Genomic DNA, 14,058 nt, shown 5'->3' on the forward strand with positions numbered 1-14,058 from the left:
CTTTATCCAACTTGCTTGTGTGCATGTATCCGTTCAGGGATCATCCCTTCAATAATCGTCAATTGAGGCATTTCTGAACTCATCCCTAGATCCACAACCTGACAAAGTAGGACGTTTAAAGCCTCCCGGACATCAGCAGGCATTCGAACCGAGTCGCTATTGGCGAACATCGAAACAAATTTTTCCGTGCACTGCCCCGCTTCACCTCGCCCCATTCTGCGGACACGCGATAGAGCTTCACTTGAGTGAGCTAGTGAAAATTCAAGGCTTTGTCGGATCCCTGAACAGATTCTTTCCATGGAGGCAGTTCCGAGACTTCGTCTGATGACATTCAGACCAACAGGCAATGGTAAATCGTGCCTCTGACACCATTCGGCCCCCAGGTCTGCCACGCACTTCAGTCCCAGTTGCGGATAGTAGAGAAGCTCTTCATGGATCATCACTCCGGCATCGAGATTTCCCGCGTTGATTGCATCGGCGATTTCATCGAATTGCATCTCTATCATGAGGGCATCCGGACAAAAGCATTTCAGGAGAAACCAACCGGTAGTCGGTATGCCCGGAACTCCAACCCGTTTACCATTGAGATTCTCCATTTTCGAAAATTCGCGACTGACCAAAACGGGGCCATAACCACGACCCACGCTTGTTCCAACGTTGAGAATCGCGTATTCCCTGCTGATTTGAGGGTATATCACCGAAGAAATAGCTGTGACATCGTAAACACCTTGTAGTGCCTTCTGATTTAAGCAACTCATATTCTCCGTAAAGAAATGGGGACGAAAACCTGGAAGCGGGATCAGACCGGTTTCAAGGGCATCGTAATAAAAAGCGTCGTCGCTATCGGGCGTATAGGCAATGGTTAACGTTTTGAGAGTTTTCATTAAATCCTCCTGATTAGTAAATTCCTAACTGAAGTTGCTTGGCGAGTTGTGGCGGCACCTGGGGATTTCGCAGTCCATCCGAAATTCCTCCCAGGGCTATCGCTGCTGGAATTGGCGCGACACGCTCTGCCTGATCACGTTCGAGGACGTTGAGAAGCAGACAGCTTTCATCCAATCGATGCACGAGTAAACGACCTGGTTGGCCGCGGTCACAAGGGACGGGCCTGAATCGCTCGTTATCTGAATCGTTCTTATCCCATTCGATAACCTGAAAAATGACTCGCTCGCCTAGTGGGTAGTAATCCATTGCCGATCGATATGTATCAACAGTTTCCATAACGACTCCGAAGAGACTGTTGCCGTAGCCCGAGAGGTGCACGGCTGCCGGAAAAGCCAGTTTAAAGTCGTTAAGAGTTTGCGGAGAAATGCTCATTCCGCCATAGTGAATACCATGCAGAGACTCGCGTTGGCGATCCGTCATACGTTCCGCCAGAGCCTTCAGAGTTGGTGGCGTAGTGAATAGTATGCCGATTTCCTCTCGATTCAAAATATCCAGGGCCTGAGAGATTACGTGCTGAAGATACCGATCACGAGCCATGGAGCCCTCGGCCAGCCGTTTCACCCAGCGTGGATCGAAGTCCACACTAAAAGGATCCATGCTCCCGGACTGTCTGGCCAGTTCCCTAACGACCTTGCCGATGATGTGTGGTCCAGAGGGACCCAGCCACAGCCAAGGCTCGCTTTTGGGGAAATGGGTAGCGTCTGCAACTTTCAGAAACGGAGTGATGAACGCTTCCTGAAATTCATCATTGCGAAATGCCGTTGCACATGGTTCGCCGCTCGTGCCGGCCGTTTCGCCAAGAATGAATTGGGAGAATAAGTGGTGAAATCGCTTAGGAATGAAGGCTTTAACTGGATATTTTCGGAGATCAGAAACCGGCAAAAGCCCCAATTTCCAGACATCTTTCATCTCTTGAATTTCAGCTTGAATCGACCAGGTCAGTCTCTCCTGCCGTTGCAGCCAATATGTACTGCCCCAGTTAGGATCCAGATGGATCTCCAAAAGCTCCCGTAACCGAGCGTCTACAGTGCCTTGGGACTTCGATTCTTGCCACGTAGAACTAGTCACTCTGATTTTACCTCGTCGGGCTACTCAAAAATTCCAGCACTTTTTGGAGCAACCACTCTTCATGACCTCGAAAAAAATGATTGTCACACCGGCGACTGATCCTCTTGCGGGGCATGATCAGTGAATCGTACCAGGTATCGAGGCAAGAATTATCGTTCGCGAAATCGTCTTCGGAGGTCACGACCAAAATGGGCAACTTGAAAGCTTTGAAATTCGAGTAATCGTGCTTAGTAATCGTGGGCGCAATTAAAACGGCCGCGTAAACCTGCTCAGGAAGTGTCAGAAGCGGCAGCAGCGAGCAACCGAAACTGTAAGCAATGATCGCTAGTGGAAGCGATTGACCTAGGTTTTTAAGGAATCCAAGCGCGGCCTGAAGATCGCACGAAAAGCTTTCCTCACCAGTAATGTGCGAAGTTTTCCAGAACTCCGCCATCCGTTGTGGCGAGTTGATAGCCGATCCCTCGCTCTGACCGACCCCTGGATAATCGAATCGAAGTGCGGCGTAGAAATGAAGCGCCAATCCTTCACAGATATTCTTGACCACATTGTTATTCATGTTGCCGCCGAGAAGTGGATGAGGTCCGGCGAACACTACTGCGGTGTGTGGGTTCGCATCTTCGGGATAAGAAAGAAGCCCGTGTAGCTTATTCTCACCACTAGCAAACCAGACATTCTCTGTGATTGGGTTGCTTTCAGTCTTGGGAAGATAGGACATCAGCCACCTCCTTGGGTGTCGATGTGCCCACTGGGGTTTCTGTAATAAATTGTCCGAATAAGTAAGCTAATTTGAGACCGGATTCAACGTCGCCTTTGATGGCAATTTTCTGCTCGAAGAACGCTTCTTGAGGAGATTGTCTCCCCGAGATAATGGCCGCAAAAGTTTGTGTGTCGGAAATATACTTCACCGTGGCCGATTCTGGAATTCCCGGTCGCGTGAAGATCAGTTCTCCCTTTTCCCATTTACATGTCCAACAACCACCTCCCTTGCCAGTAAGTGTTATGGTCACCGTGACGTCCAATTTCGCTTCTCTCGCCAGATCTGATCGGCGAGCCAATATCGGGAAAGTTTTCTCAATGTAGACGGCACAGGCTGACTCTGAATTTATGGTTCCGGAATAGCCAGGCTTCCCGGAAGACTTTTTGCCCCAGTGGTCGTTATCAGCAAATCGGATCAGCCTCTCAAGCACCGTTCGATCTATCCGAGGTGGCCGTGCATCTGGAAGCTCCGCCAGTAGATTTTCCATGGAAAATAACGGATTTCCTGAAATGTAAGGCCAGTACTCCTGAACCCCCTGGCGAAACAGTTCGTCCAATCGGCTGAAAATATTTTTTGCAGGTATTTTTGCAAGTTCGATGTTCGTCAGACGAAGTGTCTCTACGCCGATATCTCGAATGAAACTCGTTTTTATTGGTGAATCCGAAACCAAGTGGAAGATCTTTCCACCGCTGCTCGATCGGTTAAACAGTTTAAGAATCGTCCGAGCCACCCAATCCACGGGAATGAGATTCCATTCCTCGTTTCCATCGAAGGGGATTCGCAGTGTTGATGTTGCTAACGTCTTTTGAGGAATAGACCTCGCCAGTCGAACAGCGAGTTCCAGAAAACGATATAGACCTGTATAAGTCGTTGTGTAGCCGGTTTCGCTGTCGCCAACGATGATGGAGGGACGGTATATCGTGGAGTGGATTTTTTTTGCATTTCTGACAGCAACTTCCGCAAGAAATTTGCTCTCTTCGTACGGATTGTGAAATCCTGATTCTCCCGTGGCTTCCTGTTCAAGAATCGTTCCCGATCTTCTGCCGCTTACAAAAGCGGTCGATATGTGATGCCAATTGGAAACGCTCAATGATTCGCAGAGATCCAGAAGTGCCCGAGTACCGTTTAAATTTGTTTTAAAGGGTTCTTGCTCCGGTGTTTTCCGAAAGGAGAGATTCGCAGCACAATGTAAAACACTCGAGCAATTTTTCTGAATCCAGTTCTTATCCGCTTTGCTGAGACTCGACTTGAGATCGCTTAAATCGCCGCAGATAATAAAGGGTTTAGAGAGCTTTTTCTGTAACCTTTCTTCCCATAACTCAACGATTTCTGATATTCGTTCAAAACCATTTGCTTGCTTAGAATTTCTAACCAGTACAGTTGTAGTGCCCATTCGCTGAAGGAGATCTTTTACTAGATACTGACCGAGAAATCCTGTCGCGCCCGTAAGTAAAACGCCTCGCTGCTGAGGCATAAATTCGATCCTTCGAAAAAGGGGCAAACTGAAATAGGAAAAAAGATCTTAAGGAGAGAGTCCGGATTTTACCAGATGAAATCTGGGCAGGTCAAGAGAGGCGTTCTAGGGTGAGTGTTGGCTTTTCATCCGTATCGCATAACTGGCTTGACTCGATAATCGAATCCGAGTATTTCTGACGGCTCAAGCTCGCGCTAAAAGACGGATAGATTTTATGGGAAGATCCTGAAGATTGCGACTGGGTGGCTGCGGGGGTTTGGGAAAGAGCGATTCGGAAAGATTGAACAAGAATTCTCTTTCGATTCCTGAAATTCGCTACGCACGGATGACGGCCAAGTCGATCTTATACCGGAGCGAATTTGCAAGCCTCGGTTGAAGTGTTGTGGGAGCGGACGATGCACGTTATGAGTTCACCGATTCTTTCGGTCTCCTGTCTCTCCAAGACTCATGGCGAAGGGGAATCACGCGTTCAAGCACTTCGTAGCGTAACCATGACTGTAGAGGCGGGGGAATTCGCGGTACTCATGGGGGTATCTGGCTCGGGAAAAAGTACTCTGCTCAATCTACTAGCCGGACTTGATCGGCCGACCTCCGGAAGTATTCGACTTTATGGAGAAGAGATCGCTGATCTCGATGACGATGCCCGGACCATTCTGAGACGACAGCGGATCGGCCTCATCTTCCAATCCTTCCAGCTTCTGGAATCCTTAACGGCCGAGGAGAACGTCGCTTTGCCTCTGACGATTGGCGGCATGAAGGCTCGCGATGCCCGACATCGCGCTGCCGAGACGCTCGAATGTGTCGGTTTAGCGAAAAGACGTCTGCATCGGCCTCATCAGCTCTCGGGCGGCGAACAACAAAGAGTGGCGATCGCTCGAGCGCTGGCCATCAAGCCGGCAATTCTGCTCGCAGATGAACCTACGGGGAACCTGGACACCAAAGAAGGAGAACGAATTATCCTTCTTCTCAAGGATCTGGTGGAGATCCAGGGACAAACTCTGGTGTTGGTCACCCACGATCCCAGCCATGAAAAATATGCGGATCGAATCATCCATTTGAGGGATGGGCATATCGTCGAGGAGATGCTCCAACCGCGTAACAATAATCGGATTCTCCCCACGGCGTGGAATCGGTTGCCGATTGCCGCCTAAATCGAATTTGCATTCGCTGCGACCAGTTTAGGAATTCAAGATGCATCTTCGCGACTACAGCATGCGTGAGTCAATTCGCCGTTATGGTAGAACCACGCTGACACTACTCGGCATCACAATCGGTATGGCCAGTATCGTGGCCGTGAAAATCACCATCTCGACAATCCATCAAACTTACGCGGGCGTCTTCGCGAATGCCAGTGCGAAACCGGATCTTGAGATTACCAGTGCGAGCCAAAAAGGAATCGAAGAAAATTCCCTTGGGGCAATTCTGCAAAATGTGGAGGCCATCCAGGAAATCCGCTCTCAAGTTCGGGGCTTGGTCGCTGCGGTGACGGAAAAGGGGCCGGTACCCGTCAGTCTTTTCGGCTCCACTCCCGATCGCACGCTGAAATTGATAACCGGATCCGAACTTAAAGCGGATAATGAAGCTTTGATGGAACAATCTCTAGCGAAATCGCTGAACATTCAGTGCGGAGACCAGTTTCAAGTTCTCAGCGAGCGCGGCGCGGCCGAGTTAAAATTGGTGGGGGTGTTGAAATCGGGATTGCTGGGTGAAGTGAATTCGCGCGGAATCGTTACCAATCTCGAGACGGCTCAGCAAGTATTCAATTTTGATTCTCGCGTTTCCTGCTTGCAGATTTTTCTTAAAGCAGGCTGCGACGCAGAATCCACTCGTTCGTTAATTGAGCGATTTCTGCCGGAAGGCTGGTACGTTAAGGATGCCAGTGCTCAATCGGCGGCGACCTCCGATGCCCTCGGCGCTACTGAGATGGGACTGATGTTTCTGGGTGTGATCGTGATCGCATCGGCAGTCTTTATGTGTTTAAACTCGTTCCTGCTCACTTTTAACGAACGCCGCAAACAATTTGCTATCTTACGCACGATTGGTGCCACCTCCGTCCAGATCCAGAAGCTCATACTTGCCGAGGCTTTATTAATGGGCATTGCCGGTTCAATCCTTGGCTGCTTACTCGGTCTAATTTTGGCTCAGGCCTTGATTCGCGGGATGTCGCTCGTTTTGTGTCTCGAATTTCCCGGTCCGTATATAACTTGGACGCCCTTTATCTGGGCTTTGCTTCTCGGTCCTCTTCTCTCTGTCCTGGCGGGGCTTCTGCCGGCACGCCTCGCCGCTTGCCGACAGCCTCTCGATGAACTTAAACCGGTCGATTGTGGCACGAAATGTTCCAAAGGGTATAAGTGCTGCCTCCCGATCGGTCTGCTTTTGCTCGCAGGGTCGATTGGCGTACGTTGGTTAATATCCTTTTCTTCTTTGAATGGTGAACTCAAGAGTACAATTTTCGTGGCTTCGTTACTCGGGACTGTCCTCGCTGGAGTCTGTCTGTTACCTTCGATGATCAAATTCGTGCTTCAGATGTTCTCGCACTGCTTCGCCGGTGTGGAAGGGAATTTGGCCGTCCAGAACCTGATCCGTTACCGTTCCCGAACCGAACTGACCGCGGCTGTATTATTTCTGTCGCTGGCCATCATGGTGACGTTCGGCCAAACGATTTCGGATATCTCGTCCGATCTCCACCAATGGTGCAGTCAAGCGATCGTCGCCGATTACGTTCTTCGGGGGTCCAAGCCCGATAATTCGCTTTCGATAGTAACGTCTCTCCCGGAAAGTGCTGAACATGAAATTGAACAACTGGCCGGGGTAGCCGCAGTCGACAAGCTCTCTTTCATTCGTTCTCAAGTGAATGGCCGAAGTGTTTTGATTCTCGCGCGAGGGCTTCCCAAGGATGGCAGCCTGCCGCTGGTGATTCGGGAGGGGAATGCAATTTCCGCTCGGGAAGCACTACAGCGTGGCGAAGCGATGCTCGGTACCGCACTGGCTCAAGATTTGGGCCTGCATGCCGGAGATTTCATTCAGATTAATACTGCGAAAGGAGAGCAGCGAGTTCGGGTGGCGGGCACGGTCACGGAATATGCCGTCGGTGGCATGGCTCTTTTCATGGAATGGGACGCCGCAAGAAGCTTGCTCGAATTCCAAGGTGTGAACGCCTATATGATTTCCGCTAAGTCCGGTGAAGCGGAACAACTCCGTCAGTCGCTGGTCCGTTTTAGCGGGGAACGAAAATACTATCTCGAACATATCGGAGAACTGCGCAGCTCTATCGAAGGATTTCTTTCGAATGTCACTGGAGTGCTTTGGTGTCTGATGGTCATGGTCTTCGTCGTCGCCTCTTTAAGTGTGGTCAACACCCTGTTTATGAACGTACGCGACCAGAGCCGGGAGTTGGGAATTCTTCGTGCGATCGGTTTGAAGCAGTGTCAGCTAAAAAAAGTCATTCGGCTGCAGGCTGTTTTGTTGGCTTGCACTGTGATAGTGCCGGGCATTGCTGTAGGATTGATCTTATCGCAAGCGATCGAGACTGGCGGCACGGCCAAACTGCCTTCCACCCCGGAATTTGCAATTCGAGGTTGGGTCCTAATCGGTAGTTCGCTTCTGGCACTCTTGGTAGCTGGATTCGCAGGCATCTTACCAGCTCGTCGAGCAGCCCGGATGCCGGTAATGGCGGCCATGCAAAGTTGAGCGAGATGAATAGCTCCCGACAGAGCGGGAGCTATTAGATCCATTTTACAAACCTTCTACTTCCCAACCTTTTCGGTAGGTTTTTCGGACGAACTGATTCGCCAATTTCTCATTGGTGACCATGAGATTTTTGGCGTCCCATTCCAAAGTCTTTTTGGAGAATCGGGTTGCCAGGCAGCCCAGCAGCACCGATTCCGTCAATGGCCCCGCATACTCGAATGGAGCGGAGGTTTTGTCATTCCCTCTCACAGCTTCCACGAACTGCAAATAATGATTGCGGCCATCCATTTTTACGACTTTGCCACCAGATGCTTCGCCCAGGAGCACGGGTGCTGCGATATAAGGGGAGTACATCACCCCTTTGGTACCGATATAAATCGATCCTTGATCGCTCAATTTCGCATTACCGATTAATCCGGTAACGTTAGCCTCGGGTCGCAGGGCTCCGTTGTACCAGGTGAGCTCAACAGTATCGGTCGTGAAAGCAGTTCCTGGGAAGACGTATTTCACTTTAACGTCGAGCGTCCAGTTGTATTCGTTGGTATTCGGGCCGTACGAGTGTACCGACTTCGGCGAGGTCAGCGCGAGGGATCCGAAAACGGGATCCAGGATATGGCAGCCCATATCGCCAAAGGTCCCGGTGCCGAAATCGAGTCGCTTTCTCCAATTGCCGGGATGATAATAACCACCTCCAATAAACGGCCGATCTTGAGCGACGCCCAGCCAGGAATCCCAGTTGAAGCCCTTGGGAATTTCGTCTTTCCGATCAGGTCGGTTAGCGGTGTCCCCCCACCCTTTCCCGCTCCAACTATGAACTTCCTTCACTTTACCGATTGCACCCGCTTGAATGGTAGCAACGACGCTGCGATGGACTTCGTGAGAGTGAATCTGAATTCCCATCTGCGAGATCAATTTCTTCTCAGAAGCCGTTTTGCTTAGCTGGCGAGCTTCGTAAATCGTCTGAGTCAGAGGTTTCTGAGTATAGACGTGCAGTCCCTGTTGCATGGCACGCATGGTAATCGGGGCATGCATGTGATCGGGAGTAGATATGTTTACGGAATTGAGAGATTTCTCTTTATCCAGCAGCTCTCGCCAGTCCTGATAGATCTTCACATCGGGGAATCGCTTTTTAATCTCCCCGACCTTGTTAAGATCGACTTCCGCGACGGCGACCAATTTGAGATTTTTGCTTTCCGTTAGGGAGGCGATATCCGATCCGGCCATGCCACTGGCGCCGAAACTGGCATGATAAACGGTTTCAATGGGTGCGGCGGAAGCATGATGGCGATAAACCATGGGGACTGCCAGGGTCCCCGCTGCGATCGTCTTTAGAGCGTCGCGACGATTGATATTTTGTAAGGTCATGGTTGGTCTCTGGTTGTGGAATGGCATTAAATGTTGAAAGCATCTCGGGGAGTGGAGCGTTCTCCCCAAGCGAAATTTACTTTTGTTCCGCCTTGGATTCCAACTTTTTCGAATCCAGCTTCTTGATCTCAATGTTCTTGAATGCAACCGGATCGTTATGACCAGCGAAACCGAAGTGGCCACTCGTACGCGTCTTACCGGGGTGAGCGCTGTTCGCCATGTATTCCGTGACTTTGCTGAGATCGGTATCGAGAATTCGATTGCCGTTTAACTCCACAACAATTTTCGAGCCGACGACGGTAATTTCCTCGAAGTTCCACTCGCCGACCGGTCGGGCGTAACCTCGATGCGCGGCCGTCATCCCATAGGCCGAGCCGTTGTACTGTCGAGTATCCAATTTCTCGTAAACTTTGGCCGTGTCGTCGAGAACTTGAATTTCGCACATTCCAACATAGGCCGTATCACCCTGGCCGGGATAGCGGATAGCAAAGCCGTTGTTTCCAGCCGGGGGTAGGCGGTATTCGGCTCGAGCGACAAAATCGGTGAACTCGGTGGAGGTGTAGATCGTTCCTCCTTTATGGGGTTTACAGAGGATAGCCCCTTCGACGACTTGATAATTGTCCAACGGCCCCGCCCAACCTGTGAAATCTTTGCCGTTGAAATAGCTTTCAAATCCTTTGGTGTTGTGCTTACGCAAAATTTCGTTTGCTTCCTTCGAGGCAATCTCGCGAATGTACATCTTCCGCCAACTGATCTCACCGCCGTGAGTCTGCAATTGAATCGGCCCCTTCAGCATGAGTGGAAGATTTTTGTTCCAGAAATTTTCCAGCCGGGCGAAATCGACTACCAATTTGTCGTTGAGATAAACGGTGACCCGTTCGCCAATCATCAGAATTTTCATCGAATTCCATTCGCCAAAGGGCTTATCGGCGAGAACCAGGGGATCCTTCCCAGGGGCTCCAGGGCTGTTATTCCAGAGCCCGCCACTGCCTTTATCGGCTCCCAGGTTCCATTTTCCACCGGCCTTTGTGTAGTCCCAAATCTGGACCTGAGGAGTGGCCTTCAGATAAACTCCGCTGTCCGCGAGTGCAACGGTCTTGTATTCCAGCAGAAGTTCAAAATCGCCGTAATCTTTATCGGTTGTCAGATAAGCACCGTTGCCGTCGTTGATCAGGACCCCCTCTTTGACCGACCAGTGTTTTTTGGCATCCGCCGTCCATTTTTCGAGCTGAGCTTTTCTTTCGCTTTCGGGCATCTTGGCCAGATCGTATGGATTGAAATGGGGCATGCCATGCCAGCCTGTGAGGTCCTTACCGTTGAAAAGCAAGGAAAAGCCGGCCGGAGAAACGGGATCCTGGGCACGCGCTCTCGAATTGGAATTCAGTAAGGCGAGTAAACCCGCCACAAATAACAGGTTGAATCGAATGAGTTTCATAAAGAGTCCACGAAGAGATTGAGAGTAGGTAGGAGCCCCGGTATCTCACCTACCGGGATACTCAAAATATACGAAATGCCCCGGGATTGGCAGTTGGAGAAAAGACAGATTTTCGCTGCGCGTTGGAAGTACGAGGTACTCGGTTGGCTAAAAGCGGGAAAATAAACGATCCATTCGTGACAGAGCGGATCCTAGGGCGAATCACAGATTATTAGAACAAGCCGTTTGCTATCAACTGACCAAAGGAGGTTTCCGTTAAACCCGAGAAGCTGCAAGTGGAGTTTCAGCGATTACTTCGCGAGCATGAGCGAATTCTGTTCAAAATTGCTTATGGCTATTGCCGAAACCCCGGTGAGCGACAGGATCTCATTCAAGAAATCTGCCTGCAATTGTGGAAAGGATTCCCGCGATACGATGCCGCAAGACCTTTCCCTACCTGGATGTTTAGAATCGGCCTGAATGTCGCAATATCGTTCAAGCGAAAAACTTACACCCGCAAAGCGGGGGTAATCTCTGATCTGGAGTTCATCGCTGCGAAAGAGAGTCCTGTTGAAATCGAATTGGAAAGAAACGAACAGTTGGAGCGGTTGAACTCAATGATCCATCAGCTCGATGAGTTGAATCGAGCTCTGTTAATCCTCTATCTGGAGGATCACAGTACGCGAGAAATTTCGGAAATTCTGGGAATCAGCGAGACGAATGTGACAACGAAAATTCATCGTTTGAAGAGCTACCTTCGCTCTCAAATGGAATCGAATAAGACACCGCGAGGAGAATGAAAATGGAAACGGAAGAACTGAAATCGCTTTGGAATGAATTAGGGAACTTATCCACTAAGGTGGCCTCTTTAGACGGAAAAATCGTTGAGGTTCAAAACCGGCCTAAACTGTCTCAATATATCAGTCGGTTCAACGCACTACTGATCTTGGAACTGGCTATGGATCTGGTGGCCGTTCTATTCACCGGTAGCTTTCTGTTTACACACTTGCATGAGCCAAAATTTCTGATACCCGGTTTATTTCTGCATCTGTCTGTCATACTGCTTATTGCACAAAGAATTCGGCTAATAATTAAAACCAAAAAGCTGGATTTTTCAGCTCCGGTGCTTTGGGTTCAGAAGCATCTTTCGGAAATTCGGGCGCTAAGAGTCACAATTCATCGCTGGATACTGATTCTTTCACCACTTATCTGGATCCCGTTTGCAATCGTGGCGACTCAGGGAGCACTTGGAATCGATCTATACAAGGAGTTCGATCCCGCTTGGATTCTTGCCAATCTTCTGCTGGGTCTACTTATTCTCGCAGGATCTCTTTGGGTTTCCCATCGATATGCTACTTACTTGCAGGAATCGATTTGGTTCGGGCAGATCGCCGATCAACTGGCTGGACGCAGTCTAAAGCAAATCTCCAAAGTTTTAACAGATTTAGAGAGCTTTGAAACAGAATCTGAGAAGTGATAACCTGAAGAGTTTTTTTGAAACCACTCCAAAAGTTCCGGGAGGATCGGATTACACCGGGATCACCGATGCAATCCGAATTAGGGAATCGTGTTAGGGGCGATTACTTTTTCTTGGTCTGAAGATCCCAGTTTTTTTCGTTCTTTCCTGAATTCACGGTAAACGTAAGCGTCGTTTTCGCGTTGAATTCCGGAGGTAGAGATTCCTCAATCCAATCGCCCGAAGGACCGCTGCCCGGACCTTCTTTATTGATGGTTTTCGGTTTTCTTCGAGGTCGGGGAACTCGAATTTCCACTTTGCTGGCGCCGATGGGCACTAGACAGAGATAAGCCCCCTTCTTCAACGTATCCCCGGCGGATGGAGATTTGCCATCCTGGGGGATAAAGCTGATGGAAGCACCGTCCGCAGGAATTTCTCCGTCAACGGTTACCACTCCTGTAACCTCCGCGAGATTGGATTCTTTTGCACATCCGGTGATTAAGCCGATTGCTAAAAGAAGTGTGGCGACTCTCAGAAGTCGCCTAGAGGAATTTCCTGGATTAAAATGATCAACCATCCGTTCCAGTCTCCCCACCTGCCATGGATCCCAATGCCGCCCAGGTTTGTGCGGCGATTGAATTGGTGAAGAAACGAACACTACCATCGGCCATCGCAGCGTTCACACCACCCGTATGTCGACTGCGTGCGGCGGCCCGTTGGGGGAAGCCGAGTGCTACGGGCATTAGGGGATCACCATTTTGCTGGAAATAGGAAGCGCTACTGACCAGATCGGGCGCTGTGGAATTCGGAGTGGTCAGAGTATGGAAGCGGAAAAATCCATCGTCATTGTGGATGTCTCCCCGCCAGTCGTCATCATTAGGATCCTTTGCGATCAGGCCTTCTGAAAACAAAAGGGTATTCGAAGTACCATCCGTTATACTGGCGAAATTAACGATTCCTGGCGTGGCTCGGTTCCCACCGATGTGATAGAAGGGGCCAAAATTTCCCGAAGTGGCCGTCCCAGTGGGAGGCGCGGCCGTGTCATCATAATAGGCGTTACCCCAGTTCACCATGTAGTTGCCGCGGGTGCGCTGGTAATAACCGGTATTCTGGTCGATGACGCCATTGTCGCTCGGGCAGAGATAGATCGGAACATGCTGGCCACACAGACCATTCAGTGTGTTACCAATCGTTCCGGGCGGATTGTAGAACGGCTGCGTCAGATCGTTCTTCGAAGCCATGGCATTCTGTTCTACGAAGGCCCAGAGATACATTACCCAGGTCTGACGTGGGGAGTTGCAGGAGCCTAACGGAAACTTCCCTGTAGCATCGTGGAAGTTGTGAGTGGCCAGCGCCCACTGTTTCAGATTATTCGAGCATTTCATGCGCGCCGCCGCTTCGCGGACCTTCTGAACGGCGGGTAGCAACAAGCCAATAAGGATAGCAATGATCGCGATGACTACGAGAAGTTCTATCAAAGTGAATGCTTTGTGACTTCTCTTAACGAATAGTGGCATGGAGAGAGCCTCTAAAAAGAAAAGAATAGGATCTGATGATATTAACAGCTTCCGGAAATTCCGCTAGTAGAATATGCCCCCTTTCGAATTTTTATTCGCGTTGTCTGTAATGAAAAAATTGTACGGATTAGAATTTACAGCCAGTTTGCTCTAAATTGTGTGGTATGCCGTCGAAATTAGCTAAGGAAGTACTCAAATTAGTTGAGTTGAACTGAAGTTGGATTGCTTGGAGCCACTGCCAAATTCGGCGAGAGAGCGCAAATTATTGCCACGAGCGAAACAGTGCAGTTCTGACACGAGTACCTCGAAATGGCCTTCCCAGTGCCTCTGCCTTCAAATAAAGCGATTCTTGGGTGTAGACTGCCAATCGAG

The 14,058-nt window shown here is 49.9% G+C and carries 12 protein-coding genes; 4 read left to right on the forward strand and 8 right to left on the reverse strand.

Annotation, left to right across the window (positions count from 1 at the left end; genetic code table 11):
• Positions 1 to 2 precede the first annotated feature (2 nt).
• The 4 genes from KIH39_RS06080 to KIH39_RS06095 are packed head-to-tail and all read right to left on the reverse strand — an operon-like array spanning position 3 to position 4,244.
• Positions 3 to 884 (reverse strand): menaquinone biosynthesis family protein, encoded by an 882-nt coding sequence (locus KIH39_RS06080; protein ID WP_213498365.1) that lies wholly within the window; start codon positions 882 to 884, stop codon positions 3 to 5.
• A gap of 13 nt (positions 885 to 897) precedes the next feature.
• The gene (locus KIH39_RS06085) at positions 898 to 2,013 is read right to left on the reverse strand and encodes a hypothetical protein (RefSeq protein WP_213498366.1); all 1,116 of its coding nucleotides are present in this window, start codon (positions 2,011 to 2,013) and stop codon (positions 898 to 900) included.
• Between the two features lie 7 nt (positions 2,014 to 2,020).
• Positions 2,021 to 2,728, reverse strand: coding sequence for an alpha/beta hydrolase (locus KIH39_RS06090; protein WP_213498367.1), 708 nt, complete (start codon positions 2,726 to 2,728; stop codon positions 2,021 to 2,023).
• Positions 2,706 to 4,244 (reverse strand): SDR family oxidoreductase, encoded by a 1,539-nt coding sequence (locus KIH39_RS06095; RefSeq protein WP_213498368.1) that lies wholly within the window; start codon positions 4,242 to 4,244, stop codon positions 2,706 to 2,708. The genes KIH39_RS06090 and KIH39_RS06095 overlap by 23 nt, the downstream gene beginning before the upstream one ends.
• A gap of 404 nt (positions 4,245 to 4,648) precedes the next feature.
• Here KIH39_RS06095 and KIH39_RS06100 point away from each other — a divergent pair, with 404 nt between their 5' ends.
• Both KIH39_RS06100 and KIH39_RS06105 read left to right on the forward strand, forming a co-directional pair.
• Positions 4,649 to 5,395: an ABC transporter ATP-binding protein gene (locus KIH39_RS06100; RefSeq protein WP_213498369.1), complete on the forward strand. Its 747-nt coding sequence runs from the start codon at positions 4,649 to 4,651 to the stop codon at positions 5,393 to 5,395.
• 40 nt (positions 5,396 to 5,435) lie between these two features.
• Complete coding sequence (locus KIH39_RS06105; RefSeq protein ID WP_213498370.1) at positions 5,436 to 7,934, forward strand: FtsX-like permease family protein; 2,499 nt, start codon at positions 5,436 to 5,438, stop codon at positions 7,932 to 7,934.
• Between the two features lie 45 nt (positions 7,935 to 7,979).
• On the opposite strand, the gene KIH39_RS06110 is transcribed toward KIH39_RS06105, so the two are convergent.
• Complete coding sequence (locus tag KIH39_RS06110) at positions 7,980 to 9,299, reverse strand: Gfo/Idh/MocA family protein (protein WP_213498371.1); 1,320 nt, start codon at positions 9,297 to 9,299, stop codon at positions 7,980 to 7,982.
• Positions 9,300 to 9,375: 76 nt separating this feature from the next.
• Entirely contained in the window at positions 9,376 to 10,734 is a 1,359-nt protein-coding gene (locus KIH39_RS06115) for a 3-keto-disaccharide hydrolase (RefSeq protein WP_213498372.1), read from the reverse strand.
• A gap of 275 nt (positions 10,735 to 11,009) precedes the next feature.
• On the opposite strand from KIH39_RS06115, the gene KIH39_RS06120 reads away from it, so the two are divergent.
• Both KIH39_RS06120 and KIH39_RS06125 read left to right on the forward strand, forming a co-directional pair.
• On the forward strand, positions 11,010 to 11,513 hold the full coding sequence (locus KIH39_RS06120; RefSeq protein ID WP_213498373.1) for an RNA polymerase sigma factor: 504 nt from the start codon (positions 11,010 to 11,012) through the stop codon (positions 11,511 to 11,513).
• Positions 11,514 to 11,515: 2 nt separating this feature from the next.
• The gene (locus KIH39_RS06125) at positions 11,516 to 12,190 is read left to right on the forward strand and encodes a hypothetical protein (RefSeq protein ID WP_213498374.1); all 675 of its coding nucleotides are present in this window, start codon (positions 11,516 to 11,518) and stop codon (positions 12,188 to 12,190) included.
• Between the two features lie 103 nt (positions 12,191 to 12,293).
• Here KIH39_RS06125 and KIH39_RS06130 read toward each other — a convergent pair whose 3' ends face one another.
• Both KIH39_RS06130 and KIH39_RS06135 read right to left on the reverse strand, forming a co-directional pair.
• Positions 12,294 to 12,623: a hypothetical protein gene (locus tag KIH39_RS06130; protein WP_213498375.1), complete on the reverse strand. Its 330-nt coding sequence runs from the start codon at positions 12,621 to 12,623 to the stop codon at positions 12,294 to 12,296.
• 115 nt (positions 12,624 to 12,738) lie between these two features.
• Complete coding sequence (locus tag KIH39_RS06135) at positions 12,739 to 13,686, reverse strand: DUF1559 domain-containing protein (RefSeq protein ID WP_213498376.1); 948 nt, start codon at positions 13,684 to 13,686, stop codon at positions 12,739 to 12,741.
• Positions 13,687 to 14,058 lie beyond the last annotated feature (372 nt).

Origin of the sequence: Telmatocola sphagniphila (assembly GCF_018398935.1) — a bacterium.
In the GTDB taxonomy this organism is placed as follows: Bacteria; Planctomycetota; Planctomycetia; order Gemmatales; family Gemmataceae; genus Telmatocola; species Telmatocola sphagniphila.